The 22,219-nt window shown below is 71.4% G+C and carries 20 protein-coding genes and 2 pseudogenes; 13 read left to right on the plus strand and 9 right to left on the minus strand.

The window, feature by feature from the left end; translation table 11 throughout:
- Positions 1–21 precede the first annotated feature (21 nt).
- Positions 22–1,509, plus strand: coding sequence for a T3SS effector HopA1 family protein (locus EDD29_RS23265; protein WP_123666445.1), 1,488 nt, complete (start codon positions 22–24; stop codon positions 1,507–1,509).
- Between the two features lie 72 nt (positions 1,510–1,581).
- Complete coding sequence (locus EDD29_RS23270) at positions 1,582–3,033, plus strand: T3SS effector HopA1 family protein (protein WP_123666446.1); 1,452 nt, start codon at positions 1,582–1,584, stop codon at positions 3,031–3,033.
- 9 nt (positions 3,034–3,042) lie between these two features.
- Here the strand turns inward: EDD29_RS23270 and EDD29_RS23275 are convergent, their stop codons facing one another.
- From EDD29_RS23275 to EDD29_RS48155, 4 genes and pseudogenes are all read right to left on the minus strand, one after another.
- Entirely contained in the window at positions 3,043–3,966 is a 924-nt protein-coding gene (locus EDD29_RS23275) for a phosphotransferase (RefSeq protein ID WP_170201524.1), read from the minus strand.
- A 5-nt stretch (positions 3,967–3,971) separates the two neighbouring features.
- Positions 3,972–6,593, minus strand: coding sequence for an ATP/GTP-binding protein (locus tag EDD29_RS23280; protein ID WP_123666448.1), 2,622 nt, complete (start codon positions 6,591–6,593; stop codon positions 3,972–3,974).
- A gap of 125 nt (positions 6,594–6,718) precedes the next feature.
- Positions 6,719–6,910, minus strand: a complete 192-nt coding sequence (locus EDD29_RS23285; protein ID WP_123666449.1) for a DUF397 domain-containing protein — start codon at positions 6,908–6,910, stop codon at positions 6,719–6,721.
- A 220-nt stretch (positions 6,911–7,130) separates the two neighbouring features.
- Positions 7,131–7,730, minus strand: a pseudogene (locus tag EDD29_RS48155) (Scr1 family TA system antitoxin-like transcriptional regulator); the annotation flags it as partial.
- 114 nt (positions 7,731–7,844) lie between these two features.
- On the opposite strand from EDD29_RS48155, the pseudogene EDD29_RS48160 reads away from it, so the two are divergent.
- A pseudogene (locus EDD29_RS48160) lies at positions 7,845–8,195 on the plus strand (ATP-binding protein); the annotation flags it as partial.
- Between the two features lie 172 nt (positions 8,196–8,367).
- Entirely contained in the window at positions 8,368–9,144 is a 777-nt protein-coding gene (locus tag EDD29_RS23300) for a thioesterase family protein (RefSeq protein WP_123666451.1), read from the plus strand.
- A gap of 35 nt (positions 9,145–9,179) precedes the next feature.
- Here the strand turns inward: EDD29_RS23300 and EDD29_RS23305 are convergent, their stop codons facing one another.
- Entirely contained in the window at positions 9,180–9,965 is a 786-nt protein-coding gene (locus tag EDD29_RS23305; RefSeq protein ID WP_170201525.1) for a VOC family protein, read from the minus strand.
- Between the two features lie 174 nt (positions 9,966–10,139).
- Here EDD29_RS23305 and EDD29_RS23310 point away from each other — a divergent pair, with 174 nt between their 5' ends.
- The gene (locus tag EDD29_RS23310) at positions 10,140–11,351 is read left to right on the plus strand and encodes a cytochrome P450 (RefSeq protein WP_123666453.1); all 1,212 of its coding nucleotides are present in this window, start codon (positions 10,140–10,142) and stop codon (positions 11,349–11,351) included.
- Between the two features lie 29 nt (positions 11,352–11,380).
- Here the strand turns inward: EDD29_RS23310 and EDD29_RS23315 are convergent, their stop codons facing one another.
- Both EDD29_RS23315 and EDD29_RS23320 read right to left on the minus strand, forming a co-directional pair.
- Positions 11,381–11,707, minus strand: a complete 327-nt coding sequence (locus EDD29_RS23315; protein ID WP_246052952.1) for a transcriptional regulator — start codon at positions 11,705–11,707, stop codon at positions 11,381–11,383.
- Positions 11,700–12,272, minus strand: coding sequence for a hypothetical protein (locus EDD29_RS23320; protein WP_123666455.1), 573 nt, complete (start codon positions 12,270–12,272; stop codon positions 11,700–11,702). Before EDD29_RS23320 ends, EDD29_RS23315 begins: the two co-directional genes overlap by 8 nt.
- Positions 12,273–12,434: 162 nt before the next feature.
- On the opposite strand from EDD29_RS23320, the gene EDD29_RS23325 reads away from it, so the two are divergent.
- From EDD29_RS23325 to EDD29_RS45600, 7 genes are all read left to right on the plus strand, one after another.
- Positions 12,435–13,250, plus strand: coding sequence for a short-chain dehydrogenase/reductase (locus EDD29_RS23325; protein WP_123666456.1), 816 nt, complete (start codon positions 12,435–12,437; stop codon positions 13,248–13,250).
- A gap of 83 nt (positions 13,251–13,333) precedes the next feature.
- Positions 13,334–13,669: a hypothetical protein gene (locus EDD29_RS23330; RefSeq protein WP_123670638.1), complete on the plus strand. Its 336-nt coding sequence runs from the start codon at positions 13,334–13,336 to the stop codon at positions 13,667–13,669.
- Positions 13,670–13,730: 61 nt separating this feature from the next.
- The gene (locus tag EDD29_RS23335; RefSeq protein WP_211359856.1) at positions 13,731–14,609 is read left to right on the plus strand and encodes a GNAT family N-acetyltransferase; all 879 of its coding nucleotides are present in this window, start codon (positions 13,731–13,733) and stop codon (positions 14,607–14,609) included.
- 327 nt (positions 14,610–14,936) lie between these two features.
- Positions 14,937–15,767, plus strand: coding sequence for an SAM-dependent methyltransferase (locus EDD29_RS23340; protein ID WP_123666457.1), 831 nt, complete (start codon positions 14,937–14,939; stop codon positions 15,765–15,767).
- Positions 15,768–16,167: 400 nt separating this feature from the next.
- Entirely contained in the window at positions 16,168–17,304 is a 1,137-nt protein-coding gene (locus EDD29_RS23345) for an alpha/beta hydrolase (RefSeq protein WP_246052953.1), read from the plus strand.
- Positions 17,305–17,480: 176 nt separating this feature from the next.
- On the plus strand, positions 17,481–17,876 hold the full coding sequence (locus tag EDD29_RS23350; protein ID WP_123666459.1) for a DUF6069 family protein: 396 nt from the start codon (positions 17,481–17,483) through the stop codon (positions 17,874–17,876).
- Between the two features lie 8 nt (positions 17,877–17,884).
- Positions 17,885–18,040, plus strand: a complete 156-nt coding sequence (locus tag EDD29_RS45600; RefSeq protein ID WP_170201526.1) for a hypothetical protein — start codon at positions 17,885–17,887, stop codon at positions 18,038–18,040.
- Here the strand turns inward: EDD29_RS45600 and EDD29_RS23355 are convergent.
- Positions 18,037–19,008: a tetratricopeptide repeat protein gene (locus EDD29_RS23355; RefSeq protein WP_123666460.1), complete on the minus strand. Its 972-nt coding sequence runs from the start codon at positions 19,006–19,008 to the stop codon at positions 18,037–18,039. The genes EDD29_RS45600 and EDD29_RS23355 overlap by 4 nt on opposite strands.
- A 232-nt stretch (positions 19,009–19,240) precedes the next feature.
- Positions 19,241–21,511: an LLM class flavin-dependent oxidoreductase gene (locus tag EDD29_RS23360; RefSeq protein WP_123666461.1), complete on the minus strand. Its 2,271-nt coding sequence runs from the start codon at positions 21,509–21,511 to the stop codon at positions 19,241–19,243.
- A gap of 99 nt (positions 21,512–21,610) precedes the next feature.
- Between EDD29_RS23360 and EDD29_RS23365 the strand changes: the two genes are divergently transcribed.
- Positions 21,611–22,123: a MarR family winged helix-turn-helix transcriptional regulator gene (locus tag EDD29_RS23365; protein WP_246052954.1), complete on the plus strand. Its 513-nt coding sequence runs from the start codon at positions 21,611–21,613 to the stop codon at positions 22,121–22,123.
- The last annotated feature ends 96 nt before the right edge of the window (positions 22,124–22,219 follow it).

Here is a 22,219-nt window from a genome sequence, read left to right on the forward strand (position 1 = left end):
CGACCCGGCCCAGGAGGATCCATGCTCCCGCAGAGCAGGAAGAAGTCCCGCAAGAAGACCGACGGCACCGAGCTGGACCGACCCGTCCTGAGCAGGCCGCGCAACCTCAACACACGACCCGACGGCCCGGCGCCCCTGCCGCTCCGGCCCCCCGCTCCGGCGGATGACGGCACCCCGCCGGGTGAACCCGTCCCCGACGGGCCGCAGGACGTCGCGGGTCCGCCCGCCATCAGGAGAGCCCGGCTCGTACGCGACGTCCCCGGGCTCCCGCCCGCCCTTCCGCCCCCGGCCGACCCGCCCACGACCGCGCCTCCGGTGAACCCGCCCGCCCTCGCGCCGCCGACCGCCGACGCGGCCCCGCGCGCCCGCCTCCTCGCGAGATCACCCGTGACGCGCGATACGGCGCCGCAGATCCCGATGCCCGCACCCGAAGAGCGGGCCGCCGAGCAGGAGCGGCGCGAGCCCGCGCGACGGGGAACGCGGATCGCGGCCACCGTGGCCGCCCTGCAGCAGATCTATGCGTTCTACTACACGAACGGCACACGCAATCAGGTCGACGACGCGAACGAAGCCGAGCGGAAGAACCACTTCAACGCCATCTACGACCGGTTCACCACGGGCAGTTCGTCGTACACCGCGACACCGATCGACTACGCCGGGTTCGAAGAATTCCGGCGAGCAGTGGAGACGACCGGAGAGGTCGAATCCCAGATCGTCCAGAACACGAAGAACATCCTGGCGCTGTGGCGGGCGAAGAAGGACGAGTACGATCGCAATATCGCGGTGATCGAGGAGAAGAGATACCTGCTTCAGCCGCTGGCACCCGAAGACCTCGCCTACCTGAATTCGGAGCCACCGCAGAAGCCCGTCCGGCCCGTCGACACGATCGAAGCCGCCCTCGCCGGCGGCGACTACATCCGGGTCTTCAACCGGAACTTCACCACGAGGTACGGCGACCTGGTCGGCAAGGTGCGCCGGATCATCGTCAACGTGGTGTCCCAGCAGGCCGCGCTCGCAGTCGCGGCGGCTCTCAGCGCGCTGTACGAACGCCCGGGAACAGCGCTCTGGATCAGCGAGTACAAGGTCTTCCTCTCGACCGCCCCCCTCACCGAGGACATCAAACTCGACAAGATCGTCGTGTACTACCTCCCGCAGGACGGCGAGAACGGCGAGGACCTCGTCGGCGGGATCCTCGTGTCGGCCATCAGCGCGGCGATACCGCCCGGCACGGCGGTCGACGAGTTCGGCCCGTTCTACGCCCCGGTCGCCCCCGGCATCGCCTGGGCCGAGGATCCGTCCACCTTCCCGGGCCTCCAGGACTCCAGCTTCTCGCAGAGCCGCATCAGTGCCGTCGCCGCCGTCGTCCGGCGCAACGAGTCCGTCCCGACCGCCGACGACTTCATCGCGCTCGTCGCCGCCGAGATGCGGGCCGTGGGCGTCGACCCCTTCAACCCCCATCGCCACGTCGGCGGCCCGCCGAACCTCAGCCCCCGGCCCTCCCGCTCCTGACCGCCCCGGCTCCACTCGGGCCGACGTGACAGCGCCCCCACCCCGATCCCGTGACCCGGCCCAGGAGGATCCATGCTCCCGCAGAGCAGGAAGAAGTCCCGCAAGAAGACCGACGACACCGAGCAGGACCGACCCGTCCTGAGCAGACCGCGCAACCTCAACACACGACCCGACGGCCCGGCGCCCCTGCCTCTCCGCCTCCCCGCTCCGGCGAACGAGGGCGCCCCGCCCGGTGATCCCGCCCTCGACGTGCCGCGATTCCCGCTGCTCCCGGCGCTCCCGCCGTTCGCGCAACTCCCCCGGCTCCCACCCGGCACCGGCACCGGCGCCCCGCCGAAACCGCCCGCCATCGGCGGAACCCGCCGCCCGCCCAAGCCGCTCCCGCCGACCCCCACCAGAATCGTGCCCCCGGCGAACCCGCCCACCGTCGAGGCGCCCCTCCCGCTGCCCTCCGCGCTCCCCCAGATCCCGCTGCCCACCCGGGAAGAGCAGGCCGCCGAACGGGTGGTGCGGACGGCTCGCGAGATGATCGGCGCGACCAACGCGCACACCCTGGAAGAGATCTACGACCACTATTACGAGAACGGCTTCCGCACCCGACGCGACGAGGCGAGCACGATCTACCGCCGGTTGACCGCGGACAGGTCGCTCTACACCGCCAAGCCGATCAGCCCCGCAAGGTTCGGCGAATTCCTGAGCATCGCGGAGCAGACGGGGATAGTCACCTCCCAGCTCGTCATCAAGGCGGAGACCGACCTCGAAAAATGGCGGGAGGAGTTGGCGGAGCACGAGCGCAGCGTGTTCTTCCTCAAGCTGCAGAAAGAAGTGGATCTGGAACTGACGCCAGAACAGGACGCCCTTCTGAACTCCCCGCCACCCGCCAAGCCCCGCCTATGGGCGACCACCCTCACCGAGGCCCTGTCCGTCGGCGACTACATCCGGGTCGCCAACAAGCGGAGTTCCCCGGGTCTGTCCGGCGCACTGCGCCGGATCATCGTCAACGTCCGGTCCCAGCAGATCGCGCTCGAGGTCGCGACCGCGCTCAGCCGGCTGTTCGGAAGCTCCGAAGTATCGCCCTGGCTCACCCTGTACAAGGTCTTCCTCGCGAGCGCCGACCTGAACGAGCCCATCAAGTTCGACAAGATCGTCGTCTACTACGCCCCGCACGACTCCGGGGACGGCGAAGACCACGTGGGCGCCGCTCTCGTCTCGACGATCAGCGCGGCGATCCCGCCCGGCACCGGACTCGACACGTTCGGCCCGTTCTACTCCCCCGTCGCCCCCGGCATCGCCTGGGCCGAAGACCCGTCGACCACCCCCGGCCCACTCCAGACCCTCAGCTTCTCCCAAGGCCGCGTCACCGCCATCGCCGCCGTCATCCGCGCCAACCCCCACATCCCGACCTTCGACCACTTCCTCACCCACATCACCACCCAACTCCAAAAAATGAACATCGACCCCTACGCCCCCCACCGCCACCTGGGCCCCTCCACCGGCCCCAGCCCCCGCCCCTCCCACTCCTGACCGCCCATCTCACCGACCGGCACCTTCGAGGGAATCCACGAAGGCGATCATCTCGCGATGGATGACGGCCTTGGCGGGGTTGGGGAAGCGGATGTTGTGCCGGTGATACCGGTGGAAGGCGATGATGAGGGCCGCATGCTCGGTGTGGTCGGGCAGGGCGGCAAGGTCCGCCGGGGTCAGCGGTCGGGTCTTCGTGTAACCGTCGACGATCAGAGCGGCGCGGCCGGCATCGAGTCGGCCGCCGGCATTGGCCAGGCCGAGCAGGGTCATGCCCAGGTCCAGGAGGTCGCTGTCGAGTGAGACGGTCTCCCAGTCCAGGAGGGCAAGGTCACCCGTCGGGCGGACGACGAGATTGTCGGTGAAGACGTCGCCGTGGCTGATGACCTGGGCGCGGGGCGGCAGGCCCGCTTCTCGGTCCCGGACTGCCGCCAGCCGGGCGGTCAGCCAGGCGGCGAACTCGCGGTCTGGAAAGTCGACGATGGCCGCCTCGTGCGCGGGCGACAGGCGACGGGTACCGGCCGGGAGTTGGGGAACCCTGTCGGTCGGCAACATGTGGAGCCGGGCCAGGAGCGCTCCTGCGGCGGGCAGGAGGTCGGGCGGTAGTTCATCCACGGAGCGGCCGGGGATCCAGCTCTTGAGCAGGATCGGCTTGCCGTCGAGCAGGGAGACCGAATCACCGGCGGCGTTGCGCACGATCTCGACCGTGGGCAGCCCGAGGGAGAACAGGGCCTCGGTGTGCTCGGCCAGGCGGAGCGCGCTGGCGTGGTCGTGGTTGTCTAGGATCGTCAGGACGTGGGTGCCCTGATCGGAGGTGGCCCGGAAGCTGGAGTTGGCGGCGCCGCCCGCGAGGGGCTCCAGTGCCAGGCCGGTCAAGGAGTAGAGCGCGGAGATCCCCGCGAGGTCGAGGTCCGCGACGGTCGTATAAGTGGCCACCTTGATCATTCTCCCCTGCGGCCGCTGATTTCGCGGCGTCTGTCGAGAACGAGTCCCGTCCAGCGAGCGCGTGTCGCCTCAGTGCCGTCGATCCAACGGGCTCGGGGCAGGTCGGCGGGGGCCTGCTCGCCGGTCATGAAGTAGGTGAGTTCCACCAGGTAGGCGAACTCCGCGCCGCGCACCGACTCCCCGAGCCACTCGCGGCCGGTCCGCAGAAGGTCCGGCGCGCCGATGACGGCCGCGTGGAAGCACAGGGCGAACTTGGCGTAGGCGACGCAGGACGACAGCCCGTTGTGCGACGCGAGGGTCGCGGCCTCGGTCGCCCGGTCGAGCAGGTCGGACCCATGACCGGCGTCGGCGAGCAGGCGGGCGTTCGTGACCTGGAGCTCGGCGAAGCGGGCCTGGCTGCCGCGCAGCATGTGGTCGGCCCGGTCGATCTGCTCGATGGCCCGAGCCCGGTCGGCGAAGGCCGCGGAGAACGCCAGGTATGCCTGGCACAAGGCGGCCTCCCCGTGCTGCCGCCTATCGACGGCGAGGTCGCGAGCCTGGGCGAACGAGGCGCAGGCGGGGCCTATCGAGCCTTGGGTCCACAGGATCTCGCCGACCGTGCGTTCCTTCTTCCCTTCGGCGCCGAGTCCTTCCGCGGCGGCTATCGCCTCGGGAAAGTGCCCGAGGCGCCGGGTCAGATGGAGGATTCCGCGGGCCGCATCCGGGGCGAGCCGTCCGCCGCCGTCGGCCACCGCGCGCATTCCCTCCAGAGACACCGTGAGGTTGCCGAGGTCGCGCTCGCATTCGGCGAGGAAATAGATGGGCAGTTCCCTCAGGCCGGCAGGAAGCGTCCCTGCCGCGAGGACCTCGCGCAGCCGTTCAGCGGTGAGACTCCGGTGCTGCCGCTGCCGTTGGGCGATCGCCGAGAGGGACGCGGCGAGGGCCGTCGCCGGGGCGTCGAGGTTCGTGGAAGAGCCTGACTCGATCGGCTCCCAGACGAAGTCCTGGACGTAGGCATAGGCGGCGTCGGCGAGCCAGCCGAGGTCCAGGTCGTGGTCGCGGGCCAGGCTCAGACCCTGGCGCAGGCATCCGAGCAGCACCCGTCGGCTCGGCTCACGCCCGCCCCGCTCGAACTCCGCGCCGAGCGCGTCGAACGCGCGCTGGGCGGCGCGCCGCCAGTCGCGTTCGCTCCAGCGGTCCTCGCTCGACGTGTCGGCGCTGCGCACCGCCGTCCGCACCAGTTCGTGCAGGTGGTAGGGCCAGACCGCCCCTGGCGCGGTCTCGACGAACGGGCGGTCGGTCAGCCGCAGGACCGCCGAGTCCCGGTCCAGCCCGGCCGCCGCGGCGGCGAGGTCGACCGAGAAGGAATCGAAGAGGCTGACGGCTCGCAGCACGTCGCGTTCCTCATCGGAAAGGTCGCGGAAGATCCTGGCCAGCAGGGCGGGAAACTCGGCATCGAACTCGTCCACGGCTGGAGCATTCCCCGTCCGCTCGTGCAGATCCAGGAAGCGCATCACCGCCAGGTCGAGGTAGAGCGGCAGGCCGCCCGAGCGGCGCACCAGGACCCGCCGGATCTCCTCGCCGATGAGCGCCCGCTCATCGACGACCAGGCGCCTGCTCAGGTAGTCCTCGCCGTCCTGCGGGGACAGATAGCCGACCCGATACTGCCGCGGATCGGCGGTCGCCCCGGGCACCAGGTTCGGCCAGCACTCGGGCCCGACCCAGTCCAGCTGCCCTTCCAGGCCTTGGTCGTCCCAGCGCAACCGGTTGCGGCCGGTGACGATGAACAGGACGTTCGGCATGAGCCAGACCATGCGCTGGATCAGCCGTTCCAAGTCACGGTGCACCCTGTCACCGACGTCCTCGAACGTGTCGAGCAGCACCACCGGCGTCACGGAATCCGCGGCCGGGATCTGGGCGAGGTCCCACGCCAGGAGGTGCGCGGCGTAGGCGAGGGTCTCCTCGGTCGGCTCGGCCTCCAGGATGTCGGGCAGCCGGCGGCAGCCGGAGAGCGCCCGGGCGTTGCGGCCTCGCTCACGCAGAGACCGGACGGCGGCGTGCAGAGCCCGGCCCGCCAGGGCCGCGCCGGGGATCCCGACGAGCTGGGCCAACTCCCCGACCGTCGACGCCATCTGCTCGCGGAGATTGCCTCCCCGGTCGTACCGGTTCAGGAAGGTGTGGCTCCGAAGGTAGTCCTCCAAGGGCTCACCCGGATGGCGGTGCTCCCAGTACCGGGCGAGCGCCAGGTCGAACGCGGCCAGCGGGCGCCCGATCTCGGCCAGGGCGAGCCGGACGGCCAGCATCACCGATTCGAAGCCCGCACCCGCCTGGTGGGACAGGTCGATCCGGACCGGCAGGACGCGGCCGAACCGTTCGTCCAGGGCCGTCCAGTGCTCCGGACCTGGGGCACCGGACAGGCGCTCAGCGATCCGCTGGGAAAGGGTGGACTTCCCGATTCCGCCGACGCCGTACAGGGCCAGGACGTTGTGGCGAGGGTGCTGCACGTCCTCAACGTCGAAGTCCGCGGCACGTCTCTGTGCGACGACGGCGGCGAGGCTTCGGCGGACCGCCTCCCATTCCTCGATCCGGTTGGCGAACACGTCGACCGGTGTGAGCGCGCGGTTGTTCGTCCGAAACAACGCGTTCAGATCAGGGCGAGGCAGGCTGATCACCTTCCAGGGAGGCTTTCACGGTCCACTGTGCACTTCGGTGCGGCACTCGGACGCGGTGAATCGTCAATTCGTTCTCCGCGGTCCGGATGCGGTCAGGGCTGGGCGTCGTGGTGCTTGATGCCGGTGAGCAGGTGGGTGAAGTGGCGGGGGGACAGGGTCAGGTGACCGAGGTGCGGGTTCTTGGAGTCCCGGACGGCGACGGCCGAGGGGAAGGGGGCCAGTTCCACGCACAAATCGTCGTCGACGCCTCCGCTGTAAGAACTCTTGCGCCACGTCGCGTTCATGATGAGAAGACCTCCAATTGGTGACAGATCCGGGCGTTGGTCTCGTCCTGCGACAGGGCGATCCTGCCGATTCGGTCGAAATCTGTGCCGAGCTGGCGGGATTCGGAGGGTTCCTCGATGAGCCGTCCACCGTTCTTCGCACCGGCATAAGCGATATCTCGCGACTCCAGCTGAGGATGCGGAATCTCCCGTCTGCGCCCGCATGATGCCCCGCCGACTTGGGGACTATGCGCACCGAGGTCTTCGTCCCCCGATTGACCTTGAGCAGATGGGTCAACTGCTCGACCATGACCTTCCCTTCTCCGGCCGGGATCTCGATGGCCGCCTCGTCGATGAGGACCCAGACCCAGGGCGCGTCCTCCCGGTCGAGCGTGGTCGCCTGCGCCATCAGGCGGCGCTCGACTTCTGCCTCGACGCCCTCCGGGCCCCGCAGGCTTTCGCCCAACAGCCCGCGTATGTAGCCCTCGGTCTGAAACGGGATGGGGATGACGTTTCCCGCGTACGCCTTGATGACCTGCGCCTCGCACTCGTATCGGATGAACTGCTTCATCCACTCCGGATCGTGGCCGTGGCGGGCGTAGTGCAGGAGGAGTTGGAGCAGAAAGCCCGTGCGGAAGTGCTGGTCCAACAGGAAGGCCTGGCGGTCGTCGATGCGCAGGCGGGCGGCCTCGATGTTGGAGACCGTGGAGCGGGCCACGCCGATGAGGGTGCCCACCTGGGCCAGGGTGAGCTCGTTCTTCTCGCGTAGGTGGCGGAGCTGGAAGGCAAGCCAGTGCCATAGGGAAATGCGGGGGTCGAGGGGTTCGCGGACGACCGGCATCAACGCCTCCGTTGTATCGCGTTCGCGCAGAACATCCGGCCGGGGACCGGGCTCCTGCCATCGTCAACGCAGTTCTACACCGCCGACCACCTGCGACGACACCGGAATCGGACCATGCGCCACGACGATCTCGCTCTGCCCACCCTCGCCTCTCCCGCCGCCCCCGGGCTCGCCCGGACCCTCATTTCCCAAAGGCTCAACAAATGGGGCCTAGAGGGCATTCTGGACGATGTTCTTCTCGTCTCATCCGAAATCCTTACCAATGCCGCAGAAGCCGCTCCCGGTGAGCAGCTGCGGCTCCACCTCACCCGCGAGTCCGGCGGCGCGTTCCTCCAGGTCTGGGACCCCAGCCCCCGCCTGCCCGGCTCCCGCCACGCCGCCCCGCTCACCCTGGACGCCCTCGACGCCACCCGTCCCGAGGGCCGGGACCACGGCGGAGGCTGGGGTCTGCGCCTCGTCCAGGCCCTCGCCACCGCCTGCGGCCACCGGCCGACGCCCCCGGCCGGCAAATGGGTCTGGGCCCGCTGCGCCACCCCTGGTCCGGGCTTCGGGCCACGCCGGGAGCGAGCGGCATCGCCCCCTCAGCGTCACCGGGGGCGGCCTCCGGGAGCGGGGCGCGGGCTGGGAGGATCGGCGCATGAGCGTGCTCCCCGAGGCCTTCTACCTGCCCGCCGACGATGGCGGATTCGAGCCCACGAGGGCGACGCAGAGCCTGTGGGATCCCGACGCGCAGCACGGCGGGCCGCCGACCGCGCTGCTCGCGCACGTCCTCGACGGGTCCGCGGCGGCGGGCACGCGGATGGCCCGGATCAGCGTCGACTTCCTCGGGCCGATCCCGCGCCGGCCCGCACGGGTCGCGGTGACGGAGCTCCGGCCGGGGCGGCTCGTCCGGCTCGCCCAGGCCGACCTCGTCATCGACGGGCGCGCCGCCGTCACCGCCCGCGCCTGGTACATCGCCACCGGTCCCACCCCTCCCGTGGAGACCCCCTCCGCTCCCCCTCCCCCGGTCCCGTCCGCCCCGGACCGCCCCCAGACCGTCGCCTCCTCCGACTTCGGCTACGGCCAGGCCATCGAGTGGCGCTTCACCGAGTCCGACGCGCCCGGCACCACCGGCGTCTGGACCCGCGTCCGCGTCCCCCTCGTCGCCGGGCAGGACCTCACCGGCCTCGCCCGCGCCCTCATCGTCGCCGACTCCGCCAACGGCCTGTCCCTGACGCTCCCGCCCGACCGCTGGCTCTCCATCCCGCCCACCATGACCGCCACCCTCCTGCGCCCCCCGACCGGCGAATGGGTCCACATGGAATGCCGCACCCACCTCTCCGACGACGGCCTCGGCCTCGCCGAAGCCACCCTCCGCGACCCCAAGGGCCTCCTCGCCGAGGTCGCCCAGCCCCTCCTCATCCGCGCCCGCTGAACCCCGGCACGGGCAGATCGGGCGCCCGTCCCAGCTCAGCGGGCGGCGATGGGAAAACGGCCGGCGGTCTCCGGCGGGGGGACCGGGATCAGGACGAACTGGGCGTCCTGCGGGTCGGCGAGGGTGATCGCCAGTCCGTAGAGCGGGTCGTCGAGCTCCTTGATGCGGACCGCGCCCAGCGCCTCGGCGCGGTCCGCCGCCTCCCGCACGTCGGCGACCGCGAAATGCACGAGCCAGGCCGACAGGGTCTCGGCGCCGGTCTCCGGCGGGATCGGCTTCATGCTCGCGACGACCCGTCCGCCGACCGTCCAGTGCACCCGGTCGCTCTCCCGGACCCGGCCCCAGCCGAAGACGCGCGGGTAGAAGCCCTGCGCCCGTTCGGGGTCCCGGGTGAGCAGCTCGGTCCACGACCAGTAGCCGGGGCGTCCGGCCGCCTGCGTGCAGCCCCAGTCCTCCGGCTTCCACAGCATGAAGAAGACGTCCTCGGGGTCGAGGCAGCCCGCGAGCGTGCCATGCCCGTTCAGCGACCGCGGCTCCACGACGATCTGCCCGCCCGCCTCCCGCACCAGGTCCGCGCTCGTCCGGACGTCCTCGACGGTGAAGTAGACGGTCCAGTTCGCCGCGGCGCCCGACGTCGCCTCAGGCCAGAGGCCGGCCGCGCTCTTGCCCTCATGCATGAAGCGGCCGTAGCCCTCGAACTCCTCGTACTCCATCCGCCACCCGAAGAGCTCGCCGTAGAAGCTCGCCGCCTCACCGGGATCCCCGGCGGCGAGCTCCACCCAGCAGGGCTGTCCCGGCACTACCCCGTCATCTCGCGGCATACCTTCATCGTCACCGGCCGCCCGCATCGGCGAACTCCCCCAGGGCAGACCTTTACCCGGCTCGTTCCGCGCCCGGCTCTCCTCCGCGCCGACCCCGGCCGACCATGGCCGTTGACCGTCGCGCCGCGTTTTCGTACGTTCCGTGAGGGTGGTTTCACTACGGGAGGCGCTGCGATGACCGAAGTGTTCGACGCCGAGCGGGACTGGCCGAGAATCGTGCCCGGGCCGCTGGGGACCCCGCCGCCGGAGTGGGACCGGCGCCGGGAGCACGGACCGCTCGCACCCGCCGCGATGCCGAGCGGCGACCGGGTGCCGCTGGCCGTCCGCTACGAGGACGTCCGGGCACTGCTGGCCTCGCCCGCGTGCAGCCGCAACCTGCGCCTGCCCGGACTGCCCAGGTTCGTCACCGGCATCGGCATCGACGACGACCCCGACTCACTCGTCAACCAGGACCCGCCCGAGCACACCCGCTTCCGGCGGATCCTCCAGGGCACCTTCACCCCGCGGGCCGTCGAGCCGTGGCGCGAGCGCGTCGCGAAGATAGCCGACGACCTCCTCGACGGGCTGGACCCGGAGTTCGACCTGGTCGAGGCGTACGCGGTACAGCTGCCCGGGCTCGTGATCTGCGCGCTGCTCGGCGTCCCGATCGAGATGTACGGCCAGTTCCGCACCTGGACCGACATGTTCCTCAGCACCTCGAACCTCAACGAGCAGGACCGCCACCGCGGCTACACCGAGTTCATGGCCTACGCGGCCGAACTCGTCGCCGAGCACCGCGCGGCGCCGGGCAAGGACCTCATCGACCACCTCATCGCGGCCAGGGACGAGGGTGACCGGCTGACCGAGGGCGAACTCGTCAACACCGTCTTCTCCCTCATCACCGCGGGCCACGAGACCACCACCTCGATGATCGCCCGCGGCGCCTTCCGCCTCCTCGTCCACCCGGCCCAGTGGGCGGACCTCGTGGCCGACCCGTCCCTCGCCCAGACCGCCGTCGAGGAGATCCTCCGCTACGACGGCCCTCCGGCCAGCGCCTTCATGCGCCGCGTCACCCGCGACACCGACTTCCCCAGCGCCCCCCTCCCCGCGGGCACGGTCGTCATGCCGGACCTCAACGCCGCCAACCACGACCCGGCCGCCTTCCCCGACCCGGCCTCCTTCGACCTGCGCCGCTTCGCCGACCACCCGCCGCACCCGCACGTGGCCTTCGGCTACGGCAACCACCGCTGCCTCGCCGCCGCCCTGGCCCGCATCGAACTCACCGAGGCCTTCCGCGCCCTGGCCCTCCATCGCCCCACCCTCCACCTGGCCGTCCCCCCCGAAGACATCCCCTGGACCGACGGCCTCACCTACCGCCCCCGCGCCCTCCCCGTCACGACGACCTGACGCTCCCGTGCGCGCTCCAGGCCGGTGCCTCAGTCCTCGGCGGGTTCCCGGGTGAATCGGGTGGTGTCGCGGAGCCGGTCCAGTTGTTCCCAATGCCGGGCGATGCGTTCACGGCCGAGCGCGGTCAGCGCGAGGTTCGTGTTGGGCTTCTTGCGCACGAATCGCTTCTCGATCGTCACCAGGCCGGCTTCCTCCAGCCTGCTCAGGTGGCTGGACAGGTTTCCCTTCGTCAGCCGTGTCGCGCGCTGCAGGAAGATGAAGTCGGCGTCCTGCACCGAGGAGAGCACGGTCAGGATCGCCAGTCGGCCGGGTTCGTGGATCAGCCGGTCCAGCACCAGATCGTCGTCGTCACCCACGGTCCAGCCCCCCGGCGGGACCGAACTCGCGCCGCAGCGCGGCATGATCGAAGATCCCGCTCACCGCGATCGCCACGCCGGCGAGCAGCAGCCCGAGGTTGATCCGATGGTCGGCGTCGCCCCAGAACGGCAGGGCCCCGGCCACCCCGAGCGCAGCGCAGACCACCTTGTGGTGCGGCCGCAGCCCCATCCCGACGGCGTAGTGCGCCAGCAGGACCAGCGCGAACGCTATCGCGGTGAGGCTCACCGGCAGGTCGAGGTTCCAGTCCAGCAGCACCGCGCCGACCACGATCACCCCCACGGCGGCACCGGCGACGCCGGCGCGCACCTGTGCGCGGGCGGACGGTGAGACCCGTCCGTAGTTCTGCCGGTAGAACCGGCTGATGCCCAGATAGGCCGTCGCCGCCAGGGCCACCCCCGCCGGGAACACCCAGACGCGGCCCAGCGGCCCCCACTCCAGGTTTCCCAGCGCGGACAGGACGAACAGCACGCCGACCGGGATCGAGTGCAGCCCCCTCAGATAGGAGTAGTTCGCCGCCGCCGACTCCAGGTTCCGTCGCTCCATCGAGCACCCCCAGACTAGTTTGTGCGACAAACCTAACTCCAGGTCCCCGCTCCGTCAACCACCGCACGGCTCCGATGCGGTCGAGTCGGGTCGAACGCCGAACGGCCAGCTCCGGTCAATCACCGTTTCAATCACCGATGGACATCGGTACGCTCCCGGGCCATGACGACATCCCCAGTGGTGGTGCTCACCGGCGCGTCCGGCGGTATCGGCGGCGAGACCGCGCGGCGGCTGGTCCGGGAAGGCGCCTCGGTGGCCCTGCTGGACCGCGACTCCACACGGCTCGCCGCGCTGGCCGCGGAACTCGGCGACCGGGCGGAGCCCTACGAGGTGGACGTGACCGACCCGGCGTCCTTGGCCGAGGTGATGCGGCGGATCATCGACCGGTTCGGCGGCATCGACGTCCTGATCGCCAACGCCGGCATCAGCGGTCCTCGCGCCACCGTCGCCGCGATCGAGCCCGAGGCGTTCGAACGCGTCGTGGAGATCAACCTCCTGGGCGTCTGGCGCACGGTCCGCGCGGCGCTGCCGCACGTCATGGAACGGCGCGGCCACATCCTCCTGACCTGTTCGCTGGCCGCCGCCATACCCTGCCCCACCCTCGCTGCCTACGGCGCGACCAAGGCCGCGGTCGAGTCCTTCGGCCGCGCCCTGCGCATCGAGCTCGCGCGGACGGGCACCTCCGTCGGCCTCGCCTACTTCGGCGCCGTCGACACCCCGCTGGTCCGCGGCCTCATCACCCGTCCCGACCTCGCCGACGGCAGCGCCAAGATGCCCAAGGTCATCGGCGCCCCCATCGCCCCGTCCCGCGCCGCCCGAGCCATCGTCACAGGCGTCCGCCGCCGCTCCCGCTCCGTCCACGCCCCCTGGTGGGTCCCCGCCCTCCTCGCCCTCCGCGTCCCCCTCTCCTGGGCCGACCGCCTGGCCGCGGCCTTCCCTCCGCTGACCAGGCTCATCCACGGCCCAGCCCCCCGCTGAGCCGTTCGAGTGCCTTCTGCGCATAGGACGCCAAGCCCTGACAGGCTTGCCAGCCGGGGAAAGCGACGGACATCATGATCGTCATGCGCTTCACAACGGAACCGAACACCGAGCACACCTTCGTCCTACCGCTGCGGGACGCCGAGGTGATCGTGGCGGCGCTGCGGACGGCGCTGGCCGACGCCTCGGCGCAGGACCGCCCCGGACTGGAGCGCGCCGTGGCACTCGCCGAGAACGTCGCCGCCCAGACCGACGCCCAGGTCCGAGCCCGCTGGGTCCGCGCCCGCCTGGCCTCCACCGGTTTCACCGGCGACCTCGCCTCGGTCGCCGCGGTGAAGGCCCTCCGCAAGGCCGAGCCCACCCTGAGCCTCCTGGCCGCCGCCGAACTCCAGAAGGACGCGGTCGCCCACCCGGAGTGATCCGCGAGATCGCCGCCACCGCGTCCGGACTCCGACCGGCCGCCTTGAAGGATGAGGTGACATGACGGTCACCCTGCGCCGATACGAGGGCCCGCAGGATCTGCGGGCCATGCAGGGGCTGACGCAGCGGGTCTGGTCGCGGGCGAGTCCGCACCATGTCGGCGATCTGGCCTGGGGGCGGTTCATGTTCCCGGTCGAGGACGCCGACTGGCCGATCGCGCTGTGGGAGTCCGGCGGGCACGTCGTCGCCTGGGGGTGGGCGCAGTTCCCCGACGATCTGCGGATGCAGGTCGATCCGGGGCGTCCAGGGCTCATCGAGGAGGTCCTCGACTGGTTCGACGACCTCGCGGACGGCGGTCCGCGCGAGATCAGCCCGCTCGACTCCGAGCACGAGGTGCGCGCCGCCCTGCTCCGCCGCGGCTACCTGCCCGCCGACGACGACGCCCCGTTCTTCGCCCTGCACGAGCGGGACCTGGACGGTCTTCCCGAGCCCGTCCTCCCCGAGGGGTTCACCGCCCGCGCCGTCCGCGGCGAAGCGGACCTGGACCGGCGGGTCGCCGTGCACCGGGCGTCGTGGAACTCCGTCCGCGTCACCGAGGGCTCCTACCGGGTGCTCATGTCCGCCTGGCCTTACCGCGCCGACCTGGACTGGATCGCCGAGGCGCCCGACGGGCGGTTCGCCGGCTCCTGCCTGATCTGGTACGACGACGTCCTGCGGGTCGGCCTGATCGAGCCCGTCGGCACCGATCCGGACTTCCGGCGCCGCGGCGTCTCACGCGCCGTCTGCCTCGCCGCGCTGCACGCCCTGCGTGACGCGGGCGCCGAACGCGCCGTCGTCGGACCCCGCGGCGACGCCGCCTACCCCGTCCCCCAGGCCCTCTACCGCCACCTCGGTTTCCGCCCCTACGCCCGTACCCGCACCCACCGCCTCACCCCCTGACCGCCCTGAGTCGGCCATCGGGATTCTCCTTGCAATAGGGCCCGGCGGGCTCCTCCAGACCAGCCGTCGCCAGAGCCTTCGAGAAGTCCCAGGAAAGCAGACATATACATAAATCCCTGAGGTCCATAATACCTAATTAGACCTTTCGGGATGGCCACCGATACCACCGACCGCCTGCCGCGGCCAAGGGCTTCATTCACGACCCGCTAATGCGAGAAGGAGGCCGACCGCGCGGCACCTCAGCTGTTTGTAGCGCCTGGCCGGGTTGGTGATTTTCAGGCAGAATGCCAGGTGCCGGCGCTTATACAAAACAGGATGGGTCGCGACATGGCGGATGAATCAGCAGAGTTCTTCTCCACTACCGAAAAGGACCTCTACGGCGGCATCGATACCTCGGTGCCGCACTCGGCCCGGATCTGGAACTACTGGCTGGGCGGCAAGGACAACTTCCCCGTCGACCGCACGGCCGGCGACGCCTACGTCGCGGTCTTCCCCGGCATCGTCGACATAGCCCGGCTCTCCCGCCGGTTCCTCGCCCGCGCCGTCCGGTACCTCGCCGAGGAGGAGGGCGTCCGGCAGTTCCTCGACATCGGCACCGGCCTGCCCACCGTCGACAACACCCATGAGGTGGCCCAGCGCTGCGCGCCCGAGGCGAAGATCGTCTACGTCGACAACGACCCCCTCGTGCTCACCCACGCGCACGCCCTGCTCACCGGCCGGCCCGACGGCGTCACCGCCTACGTCGAGGCCGACCTCCACGACCCCGAGACGATCCTCGAGCGCGCCGCCGAGACCCTCGACCTCGACCGGCCCGTCGCCCTCATGCTCATGGAGATCCTCGGCCACGTCCCCGACGACGCCCAGGCCCAGGACATCATCCGGCGGCTCCTGGCCCGCCTCTCCCCCGGAAGCTTCCTCGTCATCGCCGACGGCACCGACACCATCCCCGAGACCCTCGGCACCGCCCAATCCGAATACGACGAAGGCGGCTCCGACCCCTACGAACTCCGCGGCCCCGACCGCATCCTCCCCTTCTTCGCCACCCTCGACCTCCTGCCCCCCGGCCTCGTCCCCTGCCCCCGATGGCGCCCCGAACTCCCCGCCCTCACCCCCGCCGCACCCGTCCAGCCCCTGGGCGCCATAGCCCGCAAACCCTGAGTCGGGACCCCGTACCCGACTCTTCACCTGATCCCGTCCGCTTCCTTCGAGTTCGGCCGACGGCCCACCGAAGGGCGCTTCCTCGCCGCGCCGACAACGGCCGGCACCGGGTGATTCAGGCGGACCAGAGCATCCGCCCACTCGGCGCGCTTCATGGCGGATGGGCGTTTTCATAGCTTTTGTGATGGTTTGTTCAGGTCGAGGGGTCGGTGATGGCGTCGCGGGGAGCGCGTGAGCCCTTATGCGAAGTCGGCGGCCGTGCGGCGGCGGATCCTCAGGTGGGACGGGGAGGCTGGAACGTGCAAAATGTCGGAGATGCGGAAGTCTCCGCAGTCAGGGCAGGCCACTGCCGTCTTTGGAGGTTTCTGTGCCCTTCGGGTATCTGTTCACTGTGGGGATCGTGGCGATCGGCACGTGGTTCGCGCTACGGCCGGTGCCGTTCGAACGGCCGCTCGGCCGTCCGACCTACTACTTCGGCCTGGCCGCCAACGAACTGCCGTTCGCGGCCTTCTTCTGGATGCTGCTGCTCCCGACGGTGCTGGCGATCGCCGACGGCGACATCGACTCGGCGGGCGGCTGGGCGATCGTCGCCCTGGCCGCGGCGACCTCGATCGGGCTCGCGGTCATCGCCTACCGCGCGATCGGTGAGCGGGCCAGGATCGAGCGCGCCATGGCCGAAGGGCTGGGCGCGGACTGGCGCGCCGCCATCGACGCCGACCTGGCCCGAGGTCTGCGCCGCCGCCTTCCCCTGGCCCGGATCCTGTTCCTGCCCATCGTCAAGCGCCGCCTTGACGTCCGGCGCGTGGCCGATCTCGCCTACGGCGACGCGGGCCGTCGCAACCTGCTCGACCTCTACCACCACCGCTCGCGCCCGTCCGGCGCGCCCGTGATGATCCACCTGCACGGAGGCGGCTACTCCGGCGGCCACAAGAACAGCCAGTCGCTGCCCCTGCTCTACCACCTCGCCTCCCAGGGATGGGTGTGCGTCAGCGCCAACTACCGGCTGCGGCCCGAGGCCCAGCACCCGGACCACCTGATCGACCTCAAGAAGGTCATCGCCTGGGTGCGCGAGCACGCCGCCGAGTACGGCGCCGACGCCTCGACCCTTTTCGTCGCGGGCAGTTCGGCCGGCGGGCACATGGCGGCGCTGGCCGCGCTCACCCAGAACGACCCCGCCTTCCAGCCGGGCTTCGAGGACGCCGACACCTCCGTGACCGGCGCCATCTACATGAACGGCTGGTACGGCGTCTACTTCGGCCAGGGCCCCGAGTCCTCGCCGCTGGACCTCATCACTCCGGACGCGCCGCCGTTCCTCGTCGCCCACGGCGATCTCGACCCGCAGGTGCCCGTGGCCGACGCCCGGCGCTTCGCCGACCGGCTGCGCCGGACCTCGGCCTCCCCCGTCGTCTACGCCGAGCTGCGCGGCGGGAACCATGCCTTCGACCTGTACCACTCGGTCCGTTTCGAGGCACTCGTCGACGCGATCGAGGGCTTCACCGCCTGGGTGAGATCACGGGAGCGAACGCTCAAGCCTTAGCAATCCCGATCCCGACGCCCCGGCCACCTCGGCGGACCACGCAGGACCGTCCTGGAGGCCGTCTCTCGGGAGGGTTTTCTGATTCCGTTGCTCGGGGGTGTCGAATCGCGCCGGTCCCGTTCGACCTCAGGGTGAGAGACCGGCAACGGCCGGTCGCCGAACACCGGAGGCCCACGATGTCCGACACCGCCACCGCTCCCGTCAAGCCACTGATCACCCACGGCCTGGTCGCCGCCGCGATCGCCGCCGCGGCGACCTCGGCCGTCGCCGCGGCGGGCGAGTTCGCCGGGATCAGCCTCGAAGTCGGCGGCGAACCGATCCCGGTGCCCGGGTTCGCCACGCTGACCGCCGTCTTCTCCGTGGTGGGCCTGCTGCTGGCCCTGGCCCTGGCCCGCTGGGTCCGCCGCCCCCGCACGGCCTTCGTCCGCACCACGATCGTCCTCACCGCGCTGTCCCTGGTCCCCGACGTCATCGCCGACGCGTCCACGCCCACGAAGCTCCTGCTGATGGCGACGCACCTCGTCGCCGCCGCGATCGTGATCCCGTCCCTCGCCCGCCGCCTGCCCACCTGACCCGCACCGTGGACTTCGAGGTGGGCGGCCTCCAGGACCCGGCGACGATCGGCGTCACCGAGCACCGGCACGAGGACTTCACCCTCGCCACCCAGGACGACGACAAAGCCTTCGGATATGCCGTGCCGGCACCCGGCCGTGTGGTTCTGCGGAGCGGGGTCTAGGGGACGGCGTCACCGGAGGCGCGTCCGGTGGTCAGGGCGGTGATGGAGTCGCGAATGTCGGTGAGGGCGGGGTGGTCGGGACCGTGGACGTGCTCCCAGAGGGGCAGGAGGGTTCGCCATAGGTCGGCGGCTCGGGGGACGTCTCCGGAGAGGGCGGTCCAATGGGCCTGTTCGGCGCGGGTGTCCAGGACCTCGGGGTGGTCGGGGCCCAGGAAGACGATCCGGTCGGCGAGGAGGGGTTCGAGCAGCGCCAGGACGGCGCGGGGGTCCTCGGTCTGCGCGGTCCAGTAGAGGAGGTGGGTGCGGGTGAGCAGGGTGGTGGGATGGCCGGGGCCCTGCGTCCGGATCTGATCGGCGAGCAGGTCGTGCAGGAGTTCCAGGGCGGGAGCCGGGCCGTGGAGTTCGCCGGTCCAGCCCGCGATGGACGACCTGGTGTCCAGCACGTCGGGGTCGTCGGGGCCCAGGATCCGGGTCTGGTCGGGCAGCAGGGCGTGGAACAGGGCGAGGGCTTCGGAGATGTCGCCGGTCTCGGCGGTCCAGAGGGCGAGGGCGCTTCGGCTGGTCAAGGTGTCGGGGTGGTCGGGGCCCAGCACGCCGGTCTGGTCGGGGAGCAGGGCGGCGAACAGGTCGCGGGCCCGCGCTCCGTCGCCCGACTCGCCCGTCCAGTAGGCGAGGTTGCCGCGGGTGGTCAGCGTCCACGTGCTCCGCGGCCCCAGCCGGCGGATCTTTTCGGGCAGCAGGGTCTGAAGGAGGTCCCTTGCCCGGTGCGGCGCGCCCTCCTTCCCGACGGCGTCGGCGATCTTCGCGACGGCGTTCAACATCCCGACCGGATGGGGACTGCCGGTGTTCAGCACGGCCCCGGCTTCCAGGGCGCACGCCACCTCCGAGGGGGTGACGCCGAAGCGTTCGTACAGTTCGGCGAGCTCGGCGGGGCCGGGCCGGACGCCGCAGGCCGTCTGATCGCGCATACGGATCCTCCGCGGGCATGGGCGGGCGGGGCGGAACGGACCCTGAGATCCTATTCACGGACGGTGCCCCGCCTGAAGGTCATCGTCCGGGGCCGGTCCGACGAGGCCGGGCCTCAGCTCCATTCCGTCATCGCCCTCAGCCGCCCCTCGGGGCTCCACCAGGCAGCCGCCCGAAGGGCCCGTGGTCGTTCCAGGGACGCCGTGCACGACATCTCGCCTGCGCGAACGGTCGTCAGGAGTCCGCTGGGCTGATCGGGAAGTTGGCTCGGAAGACGTTGGCGGGGTCGTAGGCGCGCTTGAGGTGGCGGAGGCGGGTGAGGCCCGCATCGCCGAAGGCGTCGCGCAGGCGCTCGGGGCGGGTGTCGGTGTCGAAGGACAGGTAGAGGCCGTCGGTGTGCGGGGCGACTTCGGCGTCCCACAGGGCGTTCAGGGAGGACTGGGAGGCCGCCATGGCGGTGAGTGCGAAGTTCTGGTGGCGGTGGGGGTAGGCGGTGGCGTCCGGGGCGAGGTCGTGCGCGGCGCCGCCGGTGGCGCGGATCTGGAGGAAGTAGGGCGTCCCGGAGTGCGCCGCCATCGCGAAGGCGCGGCTGACGTCCTCGTCGAGATGGGTGACGAGGCCGGAGCGCACCGCGGGATCGCCGCCGCCGGTGTGGTGCCGTTCCTCGGGCCGCACCACACCGGAGTAGGGCAGGACGTATCCCCGATGGTCGAGCAGCGGGCCCGCCGCGGCGAGCAGCTCCAGTTCCCTCACCGCGGCGGCCGTGTCGTCGCCGGCGTACACGGTCATGAGCTGGGCGACGGGATTGCGGCCCCTGCGCGCCGGGGAGAGGATCAGGAAGCTCGTCAGCTCGCGCGGCGCGGCCTCGACGGCGGCCCCCCAGCGCTGGAGGAGCCCGGAGGTGTCGCGCGCGTCGAGGGTCATCTGGGAGAAGACGACGTCGCCGAGCTCCATCGCCTCGATCTCGACCCACGTCACCACGCCGAGGTTTCCGCCGGCGCCGCGCAGGCCCCAGAACAGGTCGGGGTTCTCCTGCGCGGAAGCGCGCAGGACGCGCCCGTCGGCGGCCACCACCTCGGCCGCGACGACGTGGTCGATGGTCAGCCCGAACCGTCGGCCGAGAAAGCCGATTCCGCCCGTAGTGGCGAGCCCGCCCACGCCCACCCCGCCGAAGTCGCCCGAACTGATCGCCCACCCGCGCGGCGCCAGCGCCTCAGCGACCTCTCCCCACGTGGCGCCCGCGCCGAGCCGCACCCGCCGCGTCCGCGGGTCGACGACCTCGACGGCGTTCAGCGCGCCTACGTCCAGCACGATGCCGCCGTCGTTGGTGGAGCGGCCGCTGATGCCGTGGCCGCCCGAGCGCACCGCCAGCGGCACGTCCTGGGACAGCGCGTAGCCGAGCGCGCCGACGACCTGGCCCGTCGACCGCGGGCGCAGGAGCAGGCCGGGCGACCCGGACCGCAGGTAGTTGTGCCGCACCGACCCATAGGCGCGGTCGCCGGGCTCGACGGCGTCGGCGGCGAGGTCCGCGGGCACCTTCGCGTAGTCGATGCCCGGGCGGCGCAGCGCGACCGCGGCGGAACCGCGCCGGGACGAGGCGGGCGCCGTCCCTGCCCTGTCCCGTTCCCGCGCCACGCTCTCGCGCACGGCGGGGGCGATCTCCGCGCCGAAGGTCTGGAGCGCCGCCGGATCGTCGGAGGCGAGGATGAAGGTGCCGATGCCGTCCTCCAGGGCCAGGGCCGTGAGTTCCTCCACCCACTGCGCGGCGGGCCCGCGCAGGAGTCCTTGGGAGGCCGGGCCGATCTCGCCCATGACGTTCAGGAGCCGGCGCACCTGCGCCGGATCGCGTCCGGCCTCGGCCGCCGCCTCGTCGATGATCGCGTTCCCCCGCTTCAGGTCGCCGTCCTTCAGGTACGACAGGCTGGGCAGCCAGCCGTCGGCCTTGCGGGCGACCAGGCGCAGCATGCGCGGGCCGTAGGCGCCCAGCCAGACGGGGATGTCGTGCGCGGGCGCCGGACCCCGTTTGGCCCCGTCGACACGGTGGTGCGCGCCGTCGACGCGCAGGATGCCGCGCTCCCCCGCGTCCCAGATGCCGCGGATGATCTCCAGGCCCTCCTCCAGCGCCGTGACCGACTCGCCCGGAGTGAGGCGCTGCGCGCCCATGGCCTCGATGGCGTCCCAGAATCCGCCCGCGCCGATGCCCAGCGCGAACCTGCCCTGCGACAGCAGGTCGAGTGACGCGGCCGCGCGGGCCAGCACCGCGGGCGGCCGGAGCGGCAGGTTGAGCACGTTGCCGGAGACCGTGACGCGCTCGGTCCGCGCGGCGACCCAGGACAGCAGCGTCCAGGTGTCCAGGAAACCCGGCTGGTACGGGTGGTCCTGGAAGGTCACGAGGTCCAGCCCCGCGGCCTCGGCGGACTGTGCGAGCCGGACCGGGCTCTGCGCATCACGGTTCTGCGGGGTGAGGAACGCGCCGAACACGAGGTCATGGCCGTAGTCCGTCATGACGAACCCTCTTCTTCTATCTGAAAGATAATCTGTGTTGCAGACTATATCCCTGGCAACACATCGAGGCGGCAGCGTATTTCCGGCTACGCTGGGTTCGTGACCATCGGGGAACGCCCAGAACCGCAGGCGCCGTCGCACGGGCCGTCCATGCTGGGATGGACGCTCACCGTCCTGCTCCGGGAATGGCGCGCACGGGTCGAGGAGATCGCCCGCGACCTTCCGCAAGGGGTCCGCGGCTACCAGGTGCTCTCCGCCGCCACGCACGGGACCCCGCCCACCCAGGCCGCCCTCGCCGCGCGCCTCGGCATCGACCGCACCGTCATGACCTACCTGCTCGACGCGTTCGAGGGCTGCGACCTCCTGCGCCGCGAGCCCGACCCGAACGACCGGCGCGCCCGCCGCGTCGTCCCCACCGACCACGGCCGCGGCGTCCTCGCCGACCTCGACGCGCAGGTCGCCCGGACCGAGGACGACCTCCTGCGCGGCCTCGCCCCCGAGGAGAAGGCCCTCCTGCTCGCCCTCATGGAGCGCGCCGCCTCCACCGCCTCCCCCGGCGCGGACCGCTGCACGGAGGTCCTGGACCCGCCCGGCCGCCCGCCCCGAGGCTGACCGCATCGGTTCCGCGGTGGCCGTCACCGCGCCGGGGGAAGGTCACCGGGAGGCCGCGGTCGCCTAGGGTCGATCCCATGAAGCTGCCCGCCGGAC

This window comes from Actinocorallia herbida (assembly GCF_003751225.1).
Lineage (GTDB): Bacteria > Actinomycetota > Actinomycetes > Streptosporangiales > Streptosporangiaceae > Actinocorallia > Actinocorallia herbida.